Origin of the sequence: Roseateles amylovorans (genome assembly GCF_025398155.2) — a bacterium.
In the GTDB taxonomy this organism is placed as follows: domain Bacteria; phylum Pseudomonadota; class Gammaproteobacteria; order Burkholderiales; family Burkholderiaceae_C; genus Roseateles; species Roseateles amylovorans.
Window position 1 is genome coordinate 5795527 of record NZ_CP104562.2, and the last position, 21917, is coordinate 5817443.

Sequence of the window (21917 nt, forward strand, 5' to 3'; positions counted from 1 at the left end):
TTCCTAGGCAGTCACACTGAAGTGGCCCCCAAGAAGGTTCCGTAGCTCTTGGCTGCGTCCTGTGCGCACTTACGTGCGTGCACGGTTTGGAGCACGTCCGCTCGCGAAGATTGCTCTCGCGAGGTATCGCAGGTGCGATAGACGTCTCCCGCCCGCGCGCATCTTACCCAGACCATCAGTAGATGGTCCCCTCATCTGCGTGCATAGTCGCAAGATTCTTCTTTCGATACTTGTCAAAGCGCTCGGCGATCTGCGTGTCGTTCAGCGTTTCGTCGTCACCGATTCTTCCTCGCTCCATCAAAAACTGAAGCTTTTGTGCCGCCGTCTCGATGATGTCGTAGTTGCGCACATAGCCACCCAGCGGCTTGAACTTGATCTCGTGGAAGGCGCGGGTCAATTTCTTAAGGCCAACGGGCTGCTTCCCGCCAAATTCCGGGAGCCGAGCGAACATCTTGGCGACCGCGTCATCCAGCTTGTGAAGCAACGTCAGATCGGTGATCTGACTAAAGTATGCAATCCAGCCATACCGCCGCTTTTCGGAGATGGCGCCTGTGATTCGATCGTTGAGCTCGTGCAGAAAAATGTCGTTCAGTCGCGCCTCGGTCAGGTACTTGAACTTCTCAAGGCGTTTGGACTTGTTATGCGCGTAGTCACTGAACTTGGCAGCGATGGTCTGCAAAAAGCGCTCGGTCGTAGAGTCACGCACCGAGATCTTCGGCATTGAGAACGTATAGCCAAGGTAGCCGAAAGGCTTTGCAAGGACCTCGATGTGAGTCTTGCCAGAACCCACCGGATGCAGCTTCAGCCCGCGTCGCGATAGCCTTCCACGCAGGGAAGCGAAGGCCGCTTTCACCGGCCCCTCTTCTCCATACATCAACACGTCATCTACGTATCGGTAGTAGGTGACCCCAGCTTTCGCCATAGCATCGTCCACGTCCTTCATGTAGATGGACGCAAGGATGTTGGATATGGCCAGGCCTTGGGGAACCCCGTTCGATGCGTAATCCTTGTGCCGAGTCCTGCGTGTGTTCTTCGGAACTGTCGGAGTCGCAATCGCGTGACCGATCAATTTGATGGCAGCCTCCGCAGCTATGCGCTTGCGGAGGATGGTCAGCAGGCGGGGCTGCTGGATGTCGTCGTAAAAAGTACGGATGTCCGTGCTACACACCCAGGTCGTGTGCAGCGGCCTCTTCTCAAGATCCAGCGCAAGCGCTCGCACGTACGTGCTCGCAACACTCCTGGGCACCCTCTCCGGATACAGCCTTGCAAGGAACTGGTTGAGTTGATACATGACCACGCGATCACGTACGGTTGGGATGCCAATCAGGCGAGGCTTCTTGTCGCGAGACTTGGGGCGAAGTACTTCCAGGTAGGGTGTGAAGCGGAAGGTGCCATCAAGGATCTTGGCCGAGGCAACTGTAAGTTCTGCCTTCGCGCGGCCGGCAAACTGGAAACCATTTAGCCGATCGATGCCCTTTCCAGTCGTCGTCGTGAACTTTGCTAGGAAGACCTTTTCGAGTTCTTCAGGGGAGAAAAGTGTCGCGAAGAGGGCTTGGTCTCCGAGCTCGGACAGTAGTCCGCCAAAAAGACTTAACTCAATCTGCTCCAAGCTTCCTCCCTACGGTTTATTTTGTTGGATCCGGAGAGTACACGCTGTCAGTCGGACAGGTTGTGGAGCTCCGCCTCTATCAAAGCTGAGGTCAGCGGCGGGCCATTTCAGCCATCGCGTCCAAGGCCGCGAGCCGCGCATGTTCTGCCAACGGATGTTCAGCATCTAGGAGGTATCGTAGAGGCGGCCCGACATCTTGAGGTGGTCAAACGCGTACTCCGGTTCGGGCTACCGCTGCACTTTCTGTGAAAACGAATGGGGTGATGACCTGCCCTCCGCCTGCTCAAACTGTGGAGCTCGCATGACGGCCGGCGAGCTAGAAAGTTGGAATGACGAAGTCACCGGACTGGAGTACCGGTGCGACTACTGCCCAGGCCGCTACGCAGCTGACCGTGACAGGGACTGAAGTGCCCGCGGAGGACAGCAGCGATGAATCATCCGGCGAACTGAACTCGACAAAACAGCCTTGCATCGGTTTCCTTCAGGACCTTCAAGTCTCGGGGCCCACTTCCCGTATCCTCTTTCGCCAGTGGATTCAGCGGGTCTGTCGCCACAGTGAGTCCGCGAGGCCCGCGATCTCATGCGCAAGATGTAGGCGAGCAAGCCAGGCCGCGGGAATGCCGGCTGCACCATAGGTGGCGCCGGCGAGTTGGCCGACGATGGCGCCCGTCGTGTCGGCGTCATCGCCAAGGTTGACGGCTTCAAGCACGGCGTCGCGAAAGTTGTCGTGCCTGGCATAGCACCAGAGCGTCGCTTCCAGGCTGTCCACGACATAGCCGCTCCCCCTGATCTGTTGAACCTGCCTGGCGGCGTGATCAGCCGTGGCGATGGCCCGGATCTTGGCGCTTTCGATGGGCAGATCGCCGAGGTCCAGCACCTGTTCCTTCGGCATGCCTTGAAGCGCTCGACTCAACGCCACAGCAAACACGCGGCATGCATCGAGACATTCGGCGGCGGCGTGGGTTGTCTGCGAACTGAGCGCCGCCATGTCCTGAACCAGTTGCTCGTCGTGACCGAAGCGCAGGGCAATGGGAGCCAGTCGCATGAGGGAGCCGTTGCCCGCAGCTTCCGGATCCGAAGATCCCGAGAGCGCCTCGCCGGTCAGCAGGAACTGATGGATAGCGCCCTTTGTCGTGATCCCGATGTCGAAGCAAACGCCTGTTGAACTCCAATAGCCCCATTCGTACCAGTTGGCGTAGCGGCCCATCTGATCTGCCGGATCGCAGCGACCTGTCTGGATCAGACTCTCCGCCAAGCAGAGCGCCATTGAGGTGTCGTCGGTCCACTGGCCCGGTGCCAGCGAGAAGGGACCGCCGCCCAGCATGTCGGTCACCGGTGCAAAGCTGCCCCTCGGCATGAATTCCACGGTGGTGCCGACGGCGTCGCCGCAGGCTAGGCCCAGCAACGCACCCCGGTATCGATCAATAGCGTCCATCGTTGTCGCCCGATTCAGTCGGATGCCAACCGGGCGCGCACTTCCATCAGTGCGAAGCCCAGCAGGTTCAAACCACACCACGAGCGCGGCTCCAAGGCGCGTCGATCGTCCGCTGCCAGGCCAATTCCCCAGATGCGGTCCACGGGGCTGGCCTCAACAAGCACGCGGTCTCCAGTGGTGAGCAGGTAGTCCCGCAATGCCCGGTTCTGCGAAAACTTCGCTTCGTTGGCGCGGACGACGATGTCAAAACGCGCCCGTTCCCAAAGCGCATCGTCAAACCCCGTCACGCCTCGCCCCAGCTTCTTTGCCTCTGCGGGCGTTCTGGCTGCCAAGATGCCGGCGCGTGTCCCCACGTCGCCGAAGAGGCGGGCCTTCTCGGCCATCATGAAGTGCTCTGCCGTCAGGTAGGGCTGGCCATCGACCTCGAAACTCGCCTCAAACCACTGACTGAAGCAACCCTTGCCGATGGAACCGTCAGCGTTGGGCTGGTGTCCCCAGAAGAGCATGTACTTCGGTGTCGCGCCGGCTTCAAGGGCACGCAGCAGGTCTTCGACGCTGCGGAGATTCAAGATGTCAGTCATGGTGATGTCGTTGGTATACGTGCTCAAGCGGGGTCGTCAGTTGCGGGTGGTCGTCCTGGGCGTACTGGCGTTGGTCGGCTACAAAGTCGGTCATGTCGATAACCTCCATCAGTTCGGTCGTCGCGAACGCACGCAATAAGCTACCGCGCAGTCCGAGCTGGATGGCACGACGCGGTAGCTTGGCGCCGCTGGGCGCATGGTCGGGATCCCACTGCCGGCGCACTTCGGAGGTGGCGACGGCGTCCTGCCAATCCTGCTGGGTGGCATAGCGCGTCTGATCGAAGGACGACGACACTGCAGCGTCGAGCAACTTGTCGAAGAAGGCCCGTCGAATGCGCAGGCCCAGGATGACTTCTTGCCCCTCCTTCATGCCCCAGCCGCAGCGATACATCATCCACAGGAAGTTGGGCTTCACCCAACTCATGCGGCTGAAGCTGTAGTCCGGGCCGCCGAAGTGCCCATGCTCGATCGCGTAACGACCAATGGACGGTCGATAGGCCTGATAGACGACAACGCTGGTGTCGTCATGGTGGGCAAGGATGTGCTCGCCTTCTTCGGGCCATTCGGCGGCTTGCTGCAGGTGGGGAGCGGTTGCGAGTTTCATGTTCCGTTCTCGTTTTTGTTCTCGGGGAAGCGCCGGATCACTTCGATGGTGCTGACAATGTTGTCGTTCAGGGTTTCCAGTTCCCCAGCCGGCACCCACCACTCCGTGTGATGGGCGGCGCCCACTTGATGGACGGTATAGCGCTGCATGAACGCCTCACGCACCTCGAAGCGAGTCACGAAGCCGGCGCCGCTTGCGGGCACGTTCCAGTCCCGCGCGATCTCAACGGCGTAGGCCGCGTTGGTCACCGGATAGAAGATGGGCTGATCCGGCAGCCGCGGCGGCCATCCACGATTGCCACTGGCTTCCACCAGCGCAAGTTCCTTCGGCCCGGTGGGGCGGTAGAGGGTGACGGTGTCATTCATGGACATCCCTGAGCGTTATTAGTTGGTCTATACAACCTTAATTAAGTTGCACAATACAACTCGAAAAGAATTCCGTCAAGCAACGTGCATCCATGACCACCAAGAAAACTCGGCCCCAAGCCCCCTCGTTTGACTTCCCGTTGCCATTCACGACAGTGGACGTGGTCATCTTCACGGTCGCGGACGACGCCTTGAAGGTGCTGCTCGTGCAGCGGCCTCAGGACAAAAAATCTGAGCCCTTTCCGGGCTGGTGGGCGCTGCCCGGTGGATTCGTGGACGTCGCCGTCGACCAGGACCTTCTGGCATGCGCCGAACGCAAACTCCGCGAGAAGACTGGTGTTCTCACTCCCTACCTGGAGCAGTTGGGTAGCTGGGGCGGCGCGGCGCGGGACCCACGCGGATGGTCGGCCACCCATGTGTACTTCGCATTGATTCCCAGCCGAGACATCGAGCTTGCAAAAGGGGCGAACGCGGCTGACGTGGCCTGGTTCGCAGTGGAGGATGTCCTTGCAGACCCTAGGCTCGCGTTTGACCATGCAGCCATCCTGCAAACCGCTGTGGAGCGCCTACGTGGGCGGGTGGAATACACCTCGCTGCCGGCATTCTTGTTGCCGGAGCCTTTCACGTTGCCGCAATTGCAGCGCATCTACGAGATCGTCCTGAATCGCGCCGTGGACAAGAGCGGGTTCAGAACGCGCATGTTGGCAGCGCAGTTCCTCGTCGAAGCCGGTCATGTCGAGGGTAGCTCGAACCGCCCGGCCATGGGGTACCGGCTCGCAGACCGTCGGACGCCGGTGGTATTTCCCCGGACCTTCAGCCCCCGGGACTGAGAGGCACTGCAACGTTGGCCGCCCACCGAAGGCGGTATCGCCGTGTACGAAGGCAGCGGCGAACCTAGACTTTTCTCATCGCAAGCAAGTAATTGACGCCCATCCAGCGGCCAAGCCCGAAGGACTTGGTGACGGGGTTGTAACGCAAGCCTTTCTCATCGCAAAGCGTGAGCCCAAAGCTGGCAGCCGTTGCCTTCAGCTCCGCTGGTTTGATGAACTTCGCGTAGTCGTGCGTACCGCGGGGAAGTACCTTGAGCACACGTTCAGCGCCGAAGATGGCGACCAACCAGCTCAATGGGGAGCGGTTGATCGTCGAGAAAAAGGCCCAACCGCCTGGCTTGAGCAGTGCCGAGCAGGCTGCCACGACTTGTTCCGGATCGGGTACGTGCTCGAGCATCTCCATACAGGTCACCACGTCGAACGAGGCAGGCATCTCGCGCGCAAGCTCCTCCGCGGCGATGTGCCGGTAAGCCACCGAAGCCTTGCTTTCGGCCGCGTGCAGAGCCGCCACCTTCAGCCCTTTGTCCGCCAGATCGATGCCCAGCACGTCGGCGCCGCGATGTGCCATCGACTCGGCCAGGATGCCGCCGCCGCAGCCAACGTCCAGCACCCGCTTCCCGCGCAACGGGGCCAGGCTGTCGATCCATTCGAGCCGTCGCGGATTGATGGCGTGGAGCGGCCAGAACTCGGACTCGGGATCCCACCAGCGCGAGGCTAGCGCCTGAAACTTAGCGAGCTCGGCGGCATCGGAGTTGGTGTGCGTGACCATGAACTTCCTTGTGTGGGTGGATCACCAGTGACCCTGGCGGCGGTTCCAGCGGTAGAGCTGGCGGGCAAACAAGACGTAAGCCCAGGAGGTCAATCGGCGAATGCCGGGCCAGCCGAGCGGCTTGAGCAGCCAGCCCCAGCGAGGTTGAAGCGACCACGTCGTTAACAGCGCCGGCGCACCCACTTGAAGGTGGCCGCTCGGGTCGACCACGTGCAAGCGCTCTCGCACGTCTTCCAGATCGAGCCCCAGGGGGACGAGGCGCTCCGGATTGCGGTGCACATCGACCCATTCGACGTCCGCCTCGGCGATGCGGTCACGCATTGCACACACGCCCGCATCGCAAACCGGGCAGGCGCTGTTGTAGTAGACGACGTGGGGCCTTGACACCAGTTTGTCGGCAGGATGAGGAACAGGGGATGGCAATGTGTCAGACACGCAGGCTCCCAGTGGCTTCATCCTGATTGTGCATCGGATTTAGCTAAATAGCGAAATGGAAAATTAGCAAAAGACGACATCCACTTGCTACGATCACGCCATGGAAAAGATCTTCGAAGCGCTCGCCTCAACGCCGCGGCGCAAGATCCTGGCGTACCTCTCCGAGACCGAGCTGTCGGCGGGCGATATCGCGAGCCGCTTTGACATGACCAAGCCGTCCCTGTCCAAGCACCTGAAGATTCTGGAAGCTGCTGGCCTGGTCAAGTCGGACAAGCGCGGCAGCTTCGTGTTCTACAGCCTGCAGAAGGACAGTCTCGCCAACACCCTCACCAGCTTCGTCCAGCAGGTCTGCCCGGTGTCGACGAAGCTTCGCAAGGAGAGCAAGGCGATCGCCGCCACCAAGACTGGCGGCGTGAAGGGGGCGTGAAGGCGGTTTGAAGCAGCCAGGCAGCGGTCGCGAGTCGCACCCATGCGCATGCCCCTGACCGTCGCTGCCTCGCCTCAATCCGAGCGATCAATCCCACCGATCAATCACATACACCTGCGATCGCCCCGCCGAGGTGACGCGAACCGTGACCGGATACGAACTCCCGCCCTTGCGCAAGTCGATCCCCACCGCGCTGCCCTCATCCAGCCCCTGCATCTGCGCGTCCTTGGAGTGCGCCTCGATCGTCGCGCGCACGCCGTGCAGCTCAGAGCGCAGCAACGACGGGAACAGCGCTGAGCCGCTTTGCCGCGTCTCGCGCGCACCGGCCAGCAGCAGGATGATCCCGTCGCCTTGATGCTTGAAGCGTTCCGCGTCATCGCCCCACCGAGCGGGCAGGCGAGTGATGCCGCTCAGCGTCAAGCGGCCTGGCTTCAATCCGTACTGGCTCGCCGGGGCGCCGCCATGCCAGACATACCAAGAGACCGGGTGATCCCACTGGAACAACCTCGGCGCGTCCGCATTCACCGCGGTGGTGAGACCAATGAAGGCTTGATTGCCCGCAGGCAACTCCATCTCGATGCTGTCTGCATCAGGCATCACTTCGCGCAGGAACTTCTCGGCCGTCATCGTGATGGCGGGAATGGTCAATGTCGACGCCGCACCGGTCGCCTTCGTCTTCAGCCGAGAGAAGATCCCACCGCCTGCCGCCGCAGCGGGTTCGTCTGCCTTGGGTGACCACAGCAGCGGAATCTCGTCGAGGCGGGCCATGCGCCGATCCAATGCCGGTGCGAGACCCAACTGAGCGAACAGCTTCTCGGCTTGCGCCACGTTGCCCGCCGTCGGCAGGGCCTGTGGACGCTGGTAACGCAGCGGGTGCATCTTGGCGGCAAATCGCTGGGCGATGTCGCTGAACGGCAGGTCCGCGGCGATGTCCTCCAGCAACGTCCCGATCATCGAACTGCGCGGATGGCAAAAACCCGCCGGTGCCTTGGCGATGGCCGACCACACCACCGCCGCCTTCCCATCCCCCGTTGCGGCAGCGCGCGCCGCGTGCAGCTGGTACAGCCACTCTGCCTGCCCCAGCACGCGCTCGCTGCTGTAGAGGTGATCCGACTTCAACAGCCTGACCGCTGTCTCGATCATGGGCTGCGTGAATTCATTCAGCGCATGCATGACCGTCTTGAAGTCTTCCCGCTTCTCGGCCATTGCCTGTCCGGGCTTCAACACCACGCCCTTGTAGCGCATCGATTCCGGCTGAGTGAGCGACAGATGCGCCCATCCACCCACCTCCGGAACGCCCAACACGGCATCCCGGCTGAGGAACGGACTGACGATCTTGGCACGGCGCACCGCACGGTCCAGTTGCGCGACGGCCGCGGCGTAGGCATCCGGCGCGTCATCCGCATGCCACAGCGCCGAATGAACGACGCCGTCATCCGCCACGATGGCCAGGTGGCCGAAGCGCTCGATGAATTTGCGGCATGTCGAGCAGTTGCGGATCTGGCGCTCCACGGGATCGGCGAAGCTGTCCAGATAGAGTGACCACAGGTCGCCGGCATCGGTCAGAAACACGGCGCGATCGCCGTCCTCGGTGCGCAACTGGAATCGCGTCTGAATGCGGGCCAGGAACGCGCGGTAGTCCGTGTTGTCGTGGCGATGGGGCGTGGTGCCTTCCACTGCATGTGATTGCTGCATTTTTCCTCCGTGTATTGGCCGCCGGCGGCTTGTTTGATTTATAGGTTGGTTGAGCCTGAGCCCCGCGCCGTCAAGATTCGGCAGCATCGGCCCATGGCGCAAAGTCGTGGCTTCATTGTGGCGAACGGGTCGCCATTTGATCGGTCAACTTGTCGAACACGACATCGACTACTGTCCTGAACGGCACGCCCCCCCACGCAGGCTGTTGGTCGATGAGTTCCAGGAACTCGGGCCGCAGCAGCTTGTCGCAGAAGACGCGTTGATTCGTCGGGTCCATCATCCAGGCGCGAACCTTCTGCTGAAACCACGTGCGCCCTTCCGCAAACGCGTTGGTCACGTACCCGTCTTCCGAAACGTGCCAATAGCGTTCGTCGACATACTGGACCGTGGATTGCAGATCCCCGCTATCGAGCCAGAAGGCCAGCAATGGGCGGATATCCAGGCCACCGATATCAAACATCAAAAGAATGGAGAGCGGGTCTTCCAGAAGTCGTTCACGCCCAGCGTTCAGGTGGTTGGCGAAGTGCTCCAGCGCAAAGCGATCGAGCACGGCGCGCTGCGACGCATCGAAGGTGCCTTCCGAGCAACGTCCGACGCGGTCGAAAAACAGCTCAATCGAGTGATGGACCTCTTCGCCCTGGGCAATGAGCTCCAGCAAGCGAGGCAGGAGGTACTGAATCTCCGCGGCCGGCTGTACCTCGCTCTTTGCGGCGCTGTTGTATTCATAGAAATGTTCCCGTGTGAGCGCTCGCAGCGGCAGCGTGCGCATCTGCAGCTCCAACGCAGGATCCATGCAGCACGCCGTGCAGGCGTCCAGAGGTGTCTGAGGCGGGCCGAACCGGCGGAAGGCCTGGTAGGCGTCCGCGATCACGCGTTTCATGGCCGGGCGTTCAATCGATGGAAGAAACATGATGAGGGCGAAATCAAAGGACGCGGCGACGCGTGGCCGCCGTGCATCTCAAAAAAAGAGCGCGACAAGAATTGGCAAGACAGAGCCGCTGGTTGCCCAGTTGGGGATTCGAACCCCCGGCGTACCGGATGTAGTCCTGCCGGCATTCGCGCAAAACCTGAGGCTCCCCGCGTGGCGACAAACAGTCGGTGAGACACGTTCAATGGCGTCCCATCTGCATTCGCCACGCGACGACGCATTGGTTGTAGAGAGGTTGGTGCCCCGGGCGACAAGAGTTGCAAGCGCGGCCTACGGGTTCTCCGTTGCGGGCCTGCCGGCCCGCTCGGCCTGGATGCGCTGTACGCCTGCAGGCATTCGCCCGGGATACCTTCCAAGGAGTGGGCCGTGGCGCTACTGCGCAGCCAGCGGCACCTTGTCGATTTCACCCACCCAGTGCGCGGCCTCCATCGTGCCGGCAGCGAAGTTCGCCACCAGGCTGAACACCGCGTCCGAGAAGCCGCCCACATTCAGGATGTCGGGCCGCTCCGAGGCCTGGGTGGTCGCCGCCGGCTGGATGTCGATGCAGACCAGACGCGCCTGCGGATGGCGCTGCTTCAGCACCGCCCACTCACGCATCGTCGGCGTGGCGCCGTACCGGTGCGCGCCACCCCAGGACTCGTTGTCCGAGACCAGGATCATCAGGTCCACCGCCGCCCGTTCCCGATTCAGCAAGGCCAGCGGCGCGCTGCAGTTCGTGCCACCGCCCCCGACATTCGCCAACGCCTGCGCATTGGTCATCACCGAATCGCGCGCATTCAGCCGCAGCGTCACCACGTCCTGCTCAAACGGCAGCACACGCGCGTCGGGGTTTTTTCGCAGCACCGCAGCAGCCACCAAAGCAGCCACATCGATGCAGCGCACGCTGGACGACGCCGCGCCGCGATGACCGGTCACCGGCGAGCTCATCGAGCCCGACACGTCGGGACACACCACAACACGACCCGCCAGCGTCGGCACGTTCGACAGCGACAGTTCCATCGCCGTCTGCAGCGCATCGCGCACCGCCGCCGGCACAGCCTCGCCGGCTGCCGTGAACGCGGCCATCAACTGGTACGGCATCACCCGCGCCTTCGCCACGGCCTGCGGGTCGCTGAGCTTGGCGGCCACCGCCTCGGCCATGCTGGCCTGTTCTAACACACCGTGGCGAGCGAAGGCATTCAGGTTCTGACGCACCATCTGCCACGAGCCCTGGCGAGCGATCTGGGCCCACTGCGCGGTGCTCAGCGCCAGTGCCGTCAGCATCTGGAAGGGGACGTCAGGCACCTCGGTCGCCTCGCCTTGCGCTGCCTCGCGCTTGAATCGCTCGAAGGCCTGGGTGATGGGCGGAAGGGCCGCTTCATCGAAGGGTCGACCAATCAGCCACGCGAACCACGCCGCACGCCAGGCCTCTGCCGGCTTGGGGTGAACCATCTTCACCACATCGGCCAGCGAGGGCGTGTTGCCGACGGCGGCATTCAGCAGCTGTTTCTCGGTGGCCGTGAGCAACCAGTGCTGCACCAGCTTCTTCGGACGCGAGCCCAGCGACTTGCGACCGACGGCCCCACTGCGCAGGATCTGCACGAAGTTGCGCAGCATCTTGCCGTTGTCGACCACGCGAGAGAACACCTGGCTCAGCAGGCCGACGTCGCGCACCGCCAGCGTGGCGGCCAGCAGGGCGGGCATGTCCTTCATGTAGCCGGTCTGACGGCCATAGATCGCCGCCTTGGCAATGAAGGCCGGCTCCAGCTGCTGCGTCAGCGCCAGCGCTTGATCCAGCTGATCGTCGGCATTGGCGTAGAAGGTGCGGCTCAGGCAACCCGTGGCCACCAGTTGCGCCAGTTGATGGCGCGGGCTGAACCCATAGGCCGGCGCCTGCTCGGCATTGCATGCCGTCGCGGCGGGCAGCAGGGTGCCTTTGTTCGTGGGGAAGAGCTGGGGGTTGACCATGAGGGTTCTCCTCTTTTGCTTTCAACGTCTTGTGTATGCCTCCTTCATTGCAACGGTTGTGCCAGGTCTTGCCAGCTGGCTGGATGAGTCGCTTAAGCCCTTGATTACACGCGGGAAATTTCTTCTCACGCCCCCAGCGCTGCCCGACAGACCCGCGCGAACCTGCCCGCCCACTAGCTGCGTCGCTAGCAAGTTATCTGAATGCAGTCGTCGTTCGGTCGAGGAGCGGACGTAGGCGCCCCGCCTCCGCCTGCGGTTTGACGATGAGCTTGCGCCCGCTCACCCAGCCTTCGCCAGCGAATGTGGGCCGCGCCGGCTGTTCGGTCAGTTGTGCTTCGTCGGACGTGTTGCGGATCTTGAACCAACCGTTCACAGCGTCTGTCACTTCAGGACGAACGCGAACCCTGCGTTGAAATCCAAGGGCCCTCCCTGCCATCACGCAGCGGAGGGCCCTTGGGCACCGGCAGGTTGACGCGCATCAGCCCGGCACACGCTCTCTTGTCGCGACCTGCGGGCCGGCATGCAGCATCGGCCCCGCGGCAGCGCAGCGATTGCGCCCGGCCGCCTTGGCGTCGTAAAGCGCCCGGTCGGCCGCGGCCATCAGGCTCTCAACCGTCATGCGCGATCCCTGGCGATCGGGCGTACAGGACACCACGCCCAGGCTGACGGTCACATGATCGGCCGTCAACGACGCCTCATGCGGAATCGACCGGGCGGCCACTGCAGCGCGAATTCGCTCCGCCGCCTGCAGCGCACCGGCCTCATCGGTATCCGGCATCAACACCGCAAACTCCTCGCCACCGATGCGCGCAGCCAGGTCCGCCGGACGTCGCGCCTGGTCCCGGATGGCCGCCGCCACTTCGCGCAGGCAACTGTCGCCGGCCGGATGGCCGTAGTGATCGTTGAAGCGCTTGAAGTGGTCCACATCCATCAACACCAACGTCAGCGCCGACCCCGTCCGGACCGCACGCGCCCATTCGGCATCCAGTCGCTGATCGAAGCTGCCCCGGTTGTCGAGCCCGGTCAGCGCATCGGTCGTGGCCGACCGGCGCAGTTCATCGGTCAGCCGCTTGAGCCTCAGCTGGGTCCGCACCCGCGCAATGAGCAGCGGCTCACTCACCGGCTTGGAGATGAAGTCCACCGCGCCGCAGGACAGGCCTCGCAGCTCCGCGCCCAAGTCGTCATGCCCGGTGACGAAGATCACCGGCACCAGGTCCAGTGCGGGATCGCAGCGCATCACCTGGCAGAGGTCATAGCCGCTCATGCCCGGCATCTCCGCATCCAGCAGGACCAGGTCCGGCGCATGCTGGCGCATCTGCGCCAGCGCGTCTTCGCCGCTGGTGGCGAAGCGCACCTGTCCCAGCGGCGCGAGCATTCGCGCCATCACGGGGATCAACTGCACGTTGTCGTCAACGATAAGAAGCGAAGGCATGGCGGTGTGTGGAGCGAGACGGAAGCGAGGGGGCGTTGGCGCCCGGCCTTGGGATTGCCCGCTCACGCGCAGCGAACAAACTTGCCCGGGGTCAACTCTAAAAAACGCCCCGACACCGGACAAGCCGCGCTTCGCTGAACCTCCTGTGGTCGATCTACCTACGCGCCACGGCCCTCGCCGCCAAGGCCGCCCCGGCCGCCAACACCGCCACCGCAGCGCCCACAAAGCCCACACTGCCCACGCCCCACCACGGGATGCTCGCGCCGCCCAGCACCGCCCCCAAGGCGATGCCCCCATTCGCCGCCGACACATTGAGCGTGCCGGCCAGCGCCTGCGCCTGCGGCGCGGCCTTCATCACCCGGATCTGGCAGACCGGATAAAGCGCGGTGTTCGCCACGCCCCAGACGGTCAACGCCAGCACCAGGCCGATCGGGATGCGCGCCAGCAGCACCGTGGCCACCATGCCAGCGGCCAGCAGCATGCAGAACGCCGCCGTGGTGAGCAGCGGGCGGCGATCCACCCACAGCCCGCCCAGCCCGTTGCCGATCAGACCCACGGCGCCGAATCCCATCAGCCACCAGCCCACTTGTGCCGGCGGGATCTGGGCGACCCGCTCCAGCAGCGCCGCGAGGTAGGTGTAGCCGGTGAACATGGCGGTGAACACCAGCACCGAGATCGCGACATTCGCCACGAAGTTCGGATCCCTCAGGATGCGGGCCTGTTCGGTCATCCGCACCCGAGGCCCGGGCGTCAGGGTGGGCATCAGCCAGTGCAACAGGGCCGCCACCAGCAGCGACAGCGCCGCCAGCATCCAGAAGGCGCCGCGCCAACCGAGGACTTCGCCGGCCAGGGTGCCCAGCGGAATGCCCAGCAGCATCGCGCCCGAGATGCCCAGGTAGACCCTCGACACCGCCCGCCCCGCGCGACCGGGGCCGGCCAGTTGCGCTGCCGTGTCACTGGCCGTGCCCCAGAAGACCGGCAACGCCAGCGCCGGCACGATGCGCGCAATGCCCAGCACCCACAGGTTGGGCGCCATCGCCGCCACCGCATTGGCCACGGCGAACAGGACCAGCACCGACAGGAACAGCCCCTTGCGCTCGCGGTGCGACAGCCAGGCGGTCAGCACCGGTCCGAAGACCATCACCACGACGGCGAACAAGGTCACCAACTGTCCGGCCGCTGACACGGTCACGCCAAGGTCGCGTGCCAGCGCGGGCAGCAGGCCCACCATCAGGAATTCAGTGGTGACGATCACGAAGGCGGCAATCGCCAGGATGACGATGGACGCCTGACCGCGACCTGCGGCCGGCAAAGCCGCCGAGGCGGGAATGGGTTGGGAAGACATGGCGGGCACGATTGACCAAAGAGGGTCGACAGCCTATTGGCGATCCCAGCGCTCGTCTCGGATCATTTTTCCATCGAATCTAGAATTCAGATCCTTAATTGCGGAGGTGACGGCATGCACGACTCGGAGCGGCTCAAGGGCATCGACGTCTTTGTCGCGACCGTGGCAGCCGGCAGCTTCACCGCGGCGGGCGAGCGCTTGAACCTCACCAGCTCCGCAGTGGGCAAGGCGGTCGCACGGCTGGAAGCCCGGCTGGGCACCCGGTTGCTGGAGCGCACCACCCGTCGGCTGCGGCTCACCGATGCGGGCGCCGCGTTTCATCGCATCTGCGTGCGGGTGTTGGAAGAGCTGGAATCCGCCGAGCGCGTGCTGGCCGCCGATGCGGCCGAGCCGTCGGGCCGGCTGCGTGTCGATCTGCCCGCCACCTTCGGCCATCTGAAGGTGATGCCCGCGCTGATCGACTTCGCCCGCCGGCATCCGGCGGTGCAACCGCATGTCGGCTTCACCGACCGGTTCGTCGATGTGATCGACGAAGGCATCGACGTCGCCGTGCGGATCGGCGGGCCCGACCACTGGCCGGCCAACATGGGGCATCGACGCCTCGGCACGGAACGGTTGATCTTCTGTGCCGCGCCGAGCTATCTGGCCCAGCACGGCGTGCCGCGCACGCTGGAGGATCTCGCTGATCATGAGGTGGTGACCTATGGCCGGGCAGACGGCACCACCAGTCCCTGGTGGATCAACACGCCCGACGGCGTACCGATGCGCCGCAGCGTCGACAGCCGGTTCGTGGTGGGGCATGGCGAGGCGCAGCGGGATGCAGTCGTGGCCGGCCTGGGCGTGGCGCAACTGGCCACCTGGCTGGCGGACGAGCCGCTGCGCGCCGGTCGGCTCGTCCCGGTGCTGCCCGAAGAGACCTGCGACGGGCTGCCACTGCATCTGGTCTGGCCGCTGGGCAAGCAACTGCTGCCCAAGGTCGACCGCCTGTTGGCGCATCTGGCCGACACCCTGCGCATTCGTTAGCGCAGCGACAAGCGCGTCCGATGGGGCTCGCGCGCCGTGGACCGGGTCAGGTGTTGTTCTGACGCGTTGCGCGCTAACCCGCAGGGCGGAGGCGACCCGGCCTTTTTATCATCGCCCCCAGCACCTCGCTCTTGGCGATGTCTCCCCCGTCCCCGCCACGGCTTCCCACATCGGCCCCTCGATGACGCATCCTTCCAATCCCACGGCCTGCCCGAACTGTCATGTGGCGCTCCCATCGACCGCACGCTTTTGCCCCGGCTGCGGTCAGGAGACCCCGCTGCATCCCGCCTCCATGCGGGAATTCATCCATGAGTTTGTCGGCCATTACGTGGCGCTCGAGGGACCGCTGTGGCGCTCGCTGGCCGCGCTGGCCTTCCTGCCGGGGCGACTCACGCGGGAATACTTCCTGGGACGACGCCGGCGGTATGTGCAACCGTTGCGGCTCTACCTGAGCCTGAGCTTCGTGTTCTTCATCACCCTGCACCTGGTGGGCGACGCGGAGTTCCGCATCAACTTCAAACAGCCGGTCACGGTGCAGCACGCTCCGTGCGCCACCGAAGGCGACACCGGTCCCGACGTCGGCCGTTCCTGCGGCTGGTTCGAGCGCAAGATGATGGACGTCGGCAAGCGGCTGGTGACAGCCAAGCCGGAGGAGATCCAGGCCCGCATCGACCGTTACTCGCCCTACGCCCTGCTGCTGATGCAGCCGGCGTTCGCGGCATTGCTGGCGTTGGTGTTTTTCCGCCGGCATCTGAAATACGCCGAGCACTTCGTCTTCGCGCTGCATCTGCATGCGTTCTGGTTCCTGGCCTTCCTGGCCTCGCTGGCGGCCTCGTGGCTGGCCTACCTGATCGCGCCGTGGGCCCTTGTCTATGGGGTTGCGGCGCTGCGCCGGGTCTATGGGGTCAGTTGGTGGGGCGGGATCTGGCGAAGCACCGTGCTGTCCGCGCTCTATCTGCCGTTGATCAGCGTGGGCGTGGCCGCGCTGGTGGTACTGACCTCCCTCTCGGCGGGTTGACCGCGCCATGACCATGAGCAGGCCCGTGACCATGACCGTTCCCAGACCCGAGTCCCTGCGCCGGCCCGCCGCCACGCCGATGCCGCTCATGGCGCGCCTGCGCACCGCCCTGCTCGCGCTGCTGATGCTGCCGGTCTGCAGCTGGTCGGCGCCGGACAAGCGCATCGTCATCACCATCGACGACCTGCCCTTCGCCTCCGCCACCCCGATGACGGTGCCGGAAGCCGCGCGCCTCAATGAGGCGCTGCTGCGCACCTTGCAGCGACATCAGGCACCGGCGATCGGCTTCGTCAATGAAGACCGGCTGCTGGTGCCCGGCCAGATCGATCGCGGCGTGGCCATCCTGGACGCGTGGCTGGACGCCGGCATGGCGCTGGGCAATCACAACTTCGGCCATCTGGGTCTGTGGACCTCCAGCGTGGCGGAGGTGCAGGCGGCGGTCCTGCGCGGCGAGGTCTTCACCCGCTGGCTGACCACGCGACGCGGCGCGCCCCTGCGCTACTACCGCCCGCCCTTCACCCAGACCGGCAGGACCGAAGCCGACCGCCTCGCCTTCGAGACCTTCCTCCAGGCGCACGGCTACACGCTGGCGCCCTTCACCGTGGAGCATGACGACTACCTGTTCGCTTGCGTCTACGACCACCTCGACGGCACCGATGCCGCGGCCACACGCCAGATCGTGGAGGACGAGTACGACGCCCATCTGCGGCGGGCGGTGGCGGTGTTCGAATCGATGTCGGCGCAGCTCTTCGAGCGCCAGATTCCGCAGATCTGGCTGATCCATGCCAATCGGCTGAATGCGGACACCTTGGATCGCTCGCTCACCACGCTGCGGTCGCTGGGTTACCGGTTCATCTCGCTGGACGAGGCGCTGCAGGACGAGGCCTACCGCACGCCGGCGCTGGCCAGCGGCAAGTTCGGGCCGTCATGGCTGGCGCGATGGGCGCGCAGCAAGGGCGTGAAGCTGAGCGTCTATGGACAGCCGGATCCGGACGGACAGACGGCCGCTCTCCATCGCGAGCATTGCGGCCGGTAAGCGTTTCAGGCGTGGCCAGCGATTCAGGCGAGGCCGCTGTCAGAGGTCCGAACCTGCGCTCTGCGATGAGGCACGCCTCGCCGCTTGGCGCGGCTAGCGGTTCACCATCACGATGCCCGCCGCCAAGCCCGCCAACGCCAGCATCAGACGCGGCGTGATCGGCTCACTGAGCAGCAGCGCGCCGGCCAGCAGGCCGAACAGCGGCGTGCTCAGAGTGAAGCTGGACAGCTTGGTCGCGGGATAGTGCCGGATCAGCCAGAACCACAGCAGGTAGCTGATGAAGGACACGATCACGGCCTGGAATCCGAACAGGCCCAGCAGGCGCCAGGACCACTGCAGCGGCATGGATTCGCCCGTCGCCAGCGCGCCCACCGCCAACGCCAGGGCCGACACCGCCAGCTGATAGAGCAGCGTCTTCTCCGCGCTCGCCGAGGACAGCCGCGAGCCGCGGATCGCCAGCGTCGTGCCGCCCCACAACAGCGCGGCCAGCACGCCCAGCGTGTCGCCCAGCCACTGCATCGGCCGATCAGCGCTGCCATGCAGTCCTTCGCCGAAGGCAAAAGCGACCGCGCCGAAGGCGATCAGCAGGCCCAGTCCCTGGCGCAGATTGAGCTTTTCCGACGGCGAGATCAGCGGCATGCCCAGGGCCACGACAAATGGCGACAGATAAAGGAACACCACCATCCGCGACGCGGTCGTGTACTGCAGCCCGATGAAGATGCAGGCGAATTCCGCCGCGAACAGCAGCCCCGCCAGCAGCCCGCCCGGCAGGCTGCCATCGCGCTGGAACAACCGAATGCCACGCGCGGTGGCGAACAACCACACCAGCACGCCGGCCACGCCGGAGCGCAACGCCGCCTGCCAGAGGGGTCCGATCTCGGTCAGGGCAGCCTTCACGGCCACCTGGTTCAGCCCCCACAGCAGGCAGCAACCCAGCAGGATCGCCACCGCCGCGCCATCAAGTTGGTGCTTGCGTTGCATGCGCGCGATCATGCCGCCGACGCGCCCACCAGCGCGCGGCCCACGCACACATCAGTGCCATCGCGACACCGGAGAGCAGCCCGGTCAGGTGAGCCAGCGGGGCGATGGCGATGTTCCAGCCGTCCCAATGCCGCAGCGGCGGATGGGCCAGCGGTCGCTCGGCAGCGACCTTGGCGATCAAGCCCAGCCCGACCAGCAGGCCGATGACCCGCTCCCGCCCGTGCGCATGCGGCGCCCGCAGCATCGCCAACGCCGCCACCGCCACGCCCGCATGCAGCACGCCGGACAGGCCGCCATAACGCAGCAGGTCCGGCGCCCACAGCAGGCCGTATTGAGTCAAGGGCCAAGCCAGCAGCCAGGCGATGGCGTCGCGGCGCTCCAGGCGGGCGGCCACGCCCAGCAGACCCAGCACCGCACAGCCGGCCAAGTTGGCGATCAGGTGCTGGGGGCTCCAATGCAGCAGCGCCGCACTGAACGCGCGCCAGGGTTCGCGCCAGGCCAGGGCCGGTTGCCATTCCATCGCGGCCTGGACCGCCGGCGGTTGCACCCAGCAGAGCAAGGCGCCCCCGGCCAGCAGCAAGGCCATCAGCACCCAGGCGCGTCCCGGCATGGTTCGCTGTCGGCGGGGACGGGCCCGCGTCAATCGCCGAACACGGCGTGCCACAGCGCCAGCACCGCGTCGCGCTGGGGCTGGATGGCCTGCGCGGACTCGCCGTCCAGCGCCGTGGATTGCTCATTGAGTCGCGCCCGGTGTTGCACCCGGCGCAGCTCGCGATAGGCATCGGCTGCAGCACGGCCGACGCCCGCCGGCAGCAGACCGGCGGACTCGGCCAGTTGCAGCAGCGCGATGTTGCCGGCATTGGCCAGCAGTTCCGGATGCTGCGCCGAATGCGCCAGCACCAGGAACTGCAGGGCGAACTCGGCATCGACCATGCCGCCCGGGCTGTGTTTGACATCAAAGAAGCCGTCGCGCACCGGTCGAGCCGCACGCAGCTTGTCGCGCATGGCCACCACCTCGTGCCGCAGTGCCTGCGGATCGCGCGGCGAGCTGAGCACCGCGCGCCGGGTGGCCTCGAAGCGCTCGGCCAGCGACGCATCGCCAGCACAGAAGCGGGCCCGGGTGATCGCTTGGTGTTCCCAGGTCCAGGCCGTGTTGCTGCCGCGGCCGGTCTGGTAGTTCTCGAACGACGCCAGCGAGGTCACCAGCAGCCCGGAGTTGCCGTTCGGCCGCAGCGCGGTGTCGATGTCGAACAGCTCGCCCGCAGCCGTGCGCAAGGTCAGCCAGGTGATCAGCTTGCGGATGAAGGCGCCGTAGATCTCGGAGGCGTTGTCATCGTCGTCATCGAACAGGAAGACCAGGTCCAGATCGCCGCCGTAGCCCAGCTCCTTGCCGCCGAGCTTGCCGTAGGCGATGACCGCCAGCCGCGGTGTGGGCCGGTGCTTTTGCTTGAGACGGTCCCAGGCCCAGTCGATCACGCATTGCAGCGTGGCATCGGCCAGCAGCGACAGTTCATCGGCCACCTGCTCGACGCTGATCTGGCCCTCGACATCCCGCACCAGCGTGCGGAAGACCTCGGCATGGTGGGCGCGACGCATGCTGTCCAGCAGCGCATCCTCGCTGGCTTCGCCGTGCTCGGCCCAGGCGTCATGGCGCGCCTGCAGATCCTGGATGAAGGCGGCACCGTCGAAGCGCTCATGCAGCAGGCGCGCATCGGCCAGTTCGTCGATCACGCCGGGATGCTGCATCAGATAGCGCATCGGCCAGCGGGCCAGGCCCAGCAGCCGCAGCAGACGCCCCTGCACCGCCGGACGCTCCACCAGAAGCGCCAGATAACTCTCGCGCCGCAGCAGCGGCTCCACCCAGTCGACAAAGCGCTGCGCCGCATCGAGGGTGCATTCACCCTGACGCACCGCCAGCGCCGCGCGCCCCACCAGCTTGGCCAGCCGCAGCCGGGATTCCTCGCGCAGGTTCTGCACCCGGGGCTGCTGCGCCCAGCGACGCACATTGGCGGCGAGCTCGGGCTGCAGCTTGTCGAGGAACTCCTCGCTGTCGATCGGCAGCGGCGGCCCGCCGCACATGCCGCCCTTGCAGCCGCCGGAGGACGGCGCCACGCCGTCATGCAGCAGCGCATCGAATTCGGTGGCCACCAGCTCGCGGACTTCCAGCAGCCGGTCCATCAGCGGACAGGCGGCGCCTTTGCAACTGAGCCCCATGCTGCGGGCGATCCAGCCGATGTCCTCATCCCCGCCGGGCAGGCAGTGGGTCTGCTGGTCGTCCAAATACTGGATGCGGTGCTCGACCCGCCGCAGGAAGTCGTAGCCCTTGGCCAGCGCGATCGCGGTGTCGGGCTTCATCAGGCCGCGGGCGGCCAGGCGGTTGAGCGCCTTGAGCGTCGAGCGGGTGCGGATCTCCGGGAACTGCCCGCCGCGCACCACCTGCAGCAGCTGGACGATGAATTCGATCTCACGGATGCCGCCGCGCGACAGCTTCACATCATTGGCCCGCTCCGGCCGGCCGGCGGCGCGGCGCTGGGCCTCGTCGCGGATCTTGCGGTGCAGTTGCCGCAGCCCTTCGAAGACCCCGTAATCCAGATAGCGCCGGTACACGAACGGTGTGACCAGGCTGCGCAACTGCATCGCCCGGCCATTGGTGACACTGGCGCGCGGGGCGACCACCCGGCTCTTGAGCCAGGCGAAACGCTCCCATTCACGGCCCTGGACCAGGAAATATTCTTCCAGCATCGCCATGCTGACGGCCGGCGGCCCGGAGTTGCCGTTGGGCCGCAGCGCCAGGTCCACGCGGAAGACCTGGCCGTCCTCGGTGACGTCGCCGATCAGGGTGGACAGCCGCCGGGAGAGATGGGCGAAATACTCGTGGGCGCTGATGCGCTGCGGGCCGTCGGTCTGGCCGTCGTCCTCATAGACATAGATGAGGTCGATGTCGGAGGAGACATTCAGCTCCCGCCCGCCCAGCTTGCCCATGCCGACGACCCAGAAGTCGATCTCCTGGCCGTCGGCGTCGCGCGGCTTGCCGTGGATCGCATCCAGCTCAAGCCGGCAGTGCTGCAGGCCCAGGTCCAGGCTGACTTCCGCCAAATGGGTCATCGCCTGGGTGACGTCGGTCATCGCCGCGCCCTGCTCCACATCGAGCACGGCCAGGCGCTCCATCACCAGTTGGCGCATCACCCGCAGCGCGGCGGGGAGCAGGCGCCCCGATTGCTGCAGCCGGGCAACCAGCTCGCGCATGACCGTGTCGACCGGCAAGCCGGGCGGCAACCAGCCCAGTTCAGCGGCATAACGACGCCGGATGCGTTGGACAAAGCGACTGTGGTCGGCGGGTGCGACGGGCGTCGAAGACGCCGAGGTCGCATCGGTCGTGACCGGGGCAACTGATTCCATCGGTAAAGAAAACTCTCGCTGGCTGATGGCCCGAATGGCTGTGCTAGATTCGGCGACC

20 protein-coding genes are annotated in these 21917 nt (G+C 65.1%); 5 read left to right on the forward strand and 15 right to left on the reverse strand.

The window, feature by feature from the left end; all coding sequences use genetic code 11:
* Positions 1-175: 175 nt before the first annotated feature.
* The 5 genes from N4261_RS23985 to N4261_RS24005 form a co-directional block, all read right to left on the reverse strand.
* A complete protein-coding gene (locus tag N4261_RS23985) occupies positions 176-1609 on the reverse strand; it encodes a reverse transcriptase domain-containing protein (RefSeq protein ID WP_261757749.1) in 1434 nt (477 codons plus the stop codon).
* Between the two features lie 535 nt (positions 1610-2144).
* Positions 2145-3044 (reverse strand): ADP-ribosylglycohydrolase family protein, encoded by a 900-nt coding sequence (locus tag N4261_RS23990; protein WP_261757750.1) that lies wholly within the window; start codon positions 3042-3044, stop codon positions 2145-2147.
* A 14-nt stretch (positions 3045-3058) separates the two neighbouring features.
* Positions 3059-3625, reverse strand: coding sequence for a riboflavin biosynthesis intermediates N-glycosidase (ybiA, locus tag N4261_RS23995; protein WP_261757751.1), 567 nt, complete (start codon positions 3623-3625; stop codon positions 3059-3061).
* Complete coding sequence (locus tag N4261_RS24000; protein ID WP_261757752.1) at positions 3618-4229, reverse strand: DUF4291 domain-containing protein; 612 nt, start codon at positions 4227-4229, stop codon at positions 3618-3620. Before N4261_RS24000 ends, ybiA begins: the two co-directional genes overlap by 8 nt.
* Positions 4226-4594: a hypothetical protein gene (locus N4261_RS24005; protein WP_261757753.1), complete on the reverse strand. Its 369-nt coding sequence runs from the start codon at positions 4592-4594 to the stop codon at positions 4226-4228. Before N4261_RS24005 ends, N4261_RS24000 begins: the two co-directional genes overlap by 4 nt.
* Positions 4595-4686: 92 nt before the next feature.
* Between N4261_RS24005 and N4261_RS24010 the strand changes: the two genes are divergently transcribed.
* Positions 4687-5424, forward strand: coding sequence for an NUDIX hydrolase (locus N4261_RS24010; protein WP_261757754.1), 738 nt, complete (start codon positions 4687-4689; stop codon positions 5422-5424).
* A gap of 64 nt (positions 5425-5488) precedes the next feature.
* Here the strand turns inward: N4261_RS24010 and ubiG are convergent, their stop codons facing one another.
* Both ubiG and N4261_RS24020 read right to left on the reverse strand, forming a co-directional pair.
* Positions 5489-6193 (reverse strand): bifunctional 2-polyprenyl-6-hydroxyphenol methylase/3-demethylubiquinol 3-O-methyltransferase UbiG, encoded by a 705-nt coding sequence (gene ubiG, locus N4261_RS24015; RefSeq protein ID WP_261757755.1) that lies wholly within the window; start codon positions 6191-6193, stop codon positions 5489-5491.
* A gap of 21 nt (positions 6194-6214) precedes the next feature.
* Positions 6215-6628 (reverse strand): thiol-disulfide oxidoreductase DCC family protein, encoded by a 414-nt coding sequence (locus tag N4261_RS24020; RefSeq protein ID WP_261757756.1) that lies wholly within the window; start codon positions 6626-6628, stop codon positions 6215-6217.
* Positions 6629-6728: 100 nt separating this feature from the next.
* On the opposite strand from N4261_RS24020, the gene N4261_RS24025 reads away from it, so the two are divergent.
* Positions 6729-7055: a metalloregulator ArsR/SmtB family transcription factor gene (locus tag N4261_RS24025; protein ID WP_261757757.1), complete on the forward strand. Its 327-nt coding sequence runs from the start codon at positions 6729-6731 to the stop codon at positions 7053-7055.
* An 87-nt stretch (positions 7056-7142) separates the two neighbouring features.
* On the opposite strand, the gene N4261_RS24030 is transcribed toward N4261_RS24025, so the two are convergent.
* The 5 genes from N4261_RS24030 to N4261_RS24050 form a co-directional block, all read right to left on the reverse strand.
* Entirely contained in the window at positions 7143-8837 is a 1695-nt protein-coding gene (locus N4261_RS24030; RefSeq protein WP_261757758.1) for a hypothetical protein, read from the reverse strand.
* Between the two features lie 25 nt (positions 8838-8862).
* Positions 8863-9630, reverse strand: a complete 768-nt coding sequence (locus N4261_RS24035; protein ID WP_261757759.1) for a hypothetical protein — start codon at positions 9628-9630, stop codon at positions 8863-8865.
* 420 nt (positions 9631-10050) lie between these two features.
* Positions 10051-11625, reverse strand: coding sequence for a vWA domain-containing protein (locus tag N4261_RS24040; RefSeq protein WP_261757760.1), 1575 nt, complete (start codon positions 11623-11625; stop codon positions 10051-10053).
* 478 nt (positions 11626-12103) lie between these two features.
* Positions 12104-13057 (reverse strand): diguanylate cyclase domain-containing protein, encoded by a 954-nt coding sequence (locus N4261_RS24045; protein WP_261757761.1) that lies wholly within the window; start codon positions 13055-13057, stop codon positions 12104-12106.
* Positions 13058-13211: 154 nt separating this feature from the next.
* Positions 13212-14402: an MFS transporter gene (locus tag N4261_RS24050; RefSeq protein WP_261757762.1), complete on the reverse strand. Its 1191-nt coding sequence runs from the start codon at positions 14400-14402 to the stop codon at positions 13212-13214.
* 114 nt (positions 14403-14516) lie between these two features.
* Here N4261_RS24050 and N4261_RS24055 point away from each other — a divergent pair, with 114 nt between their 5' ends.
* The 3 genes from N4261_RS24055 to N4261_RS24065 all read left to right on the forward strand — a co-directional run bounded on the left by N4261_RS24055 (position 14517) and on the right by N4261_RS24065 (position 17479).
* Positions 14517-15425 (forward strand): LysR family transcriptional regulator, encoded by a 909-nt coding sequence (locus tag N4261_RS24055; protein WP_261757763.1) that lies wholly within the window; start codon positions 14517-14519, stop codon positions 15423-15425.
* A 181-nt stretch (positions 15426-15606) separates the two neighbouring features.
* Complete coding sequence (locus N4261_RS24060; RefSeq protein ID WP_261757764.1) at positions 15607-16443, forward strand: DUF3667 domain-containing protein; 837 nt, start codon at positions 15607-15609, stop codon at positions 16441-16443.
* Positions 16444-16474: 31 nt separating this feature from the next.
* Positions 16475-17479, forward strand: a complete 1005-nt coding sequence (locus tag N4261_RS24065; RefSeq protein WP_261757765.1) for a polysaccharide deacetylase family protein — start codon at positions 16475-16477, stop codon at positions 17477-17479.
* 93 nt (positions 17480-17572) lie between these two features.
* Here the strand turns inward: N4261_RS24065 and N4261_RS24070 are convergent, their stop codons facing one another.
* The 3 genes from N4261_RS24070 to glnE are packed head-to-tail and all read right to left on the reverse strand — an operon-like array spanning position 17573 to position 21859.
* Positions 17573-18460: a DMT family transporter gene (locus tag N4261_RS24070; protein WP_261757766.1), complete on the reverse strand. Its 888-nt coding sequence runs from the start codon at positions 18458-18460 to the stop codon at positions 17573-17575.
* Positions 18438-19070: a rhombosortase gene (gene rrtA, locus N4261_RS24075; protein WP_261757767.1), complete on the reverse strand. Its 633-nt coding sequence runs from the start codon at positions 19068-19070 to the stop codon at positions 18438-18440. Before rrtA ends, N4261_RS24070 begins: the two co-directional genes overlap by 23 nt.
* Positions 19071-19099: 29 nt before the next feature.
* Entirely contained in the window at positions 19100-21859 is a 2760-nt protein-coding gene (gene glnE, locus N4261_RS24080; RefSeq protein WP_261757768.1) for a bifunctional [glutamate--ammonia ligase]-adenylyl-L-tyrosine phosphorylase/[glutamate--ammonia-ligase] adenylyltransferase, read from the reverse strand.
* Positions 21860-21917 lie beyond the last annotated feature (58 nt).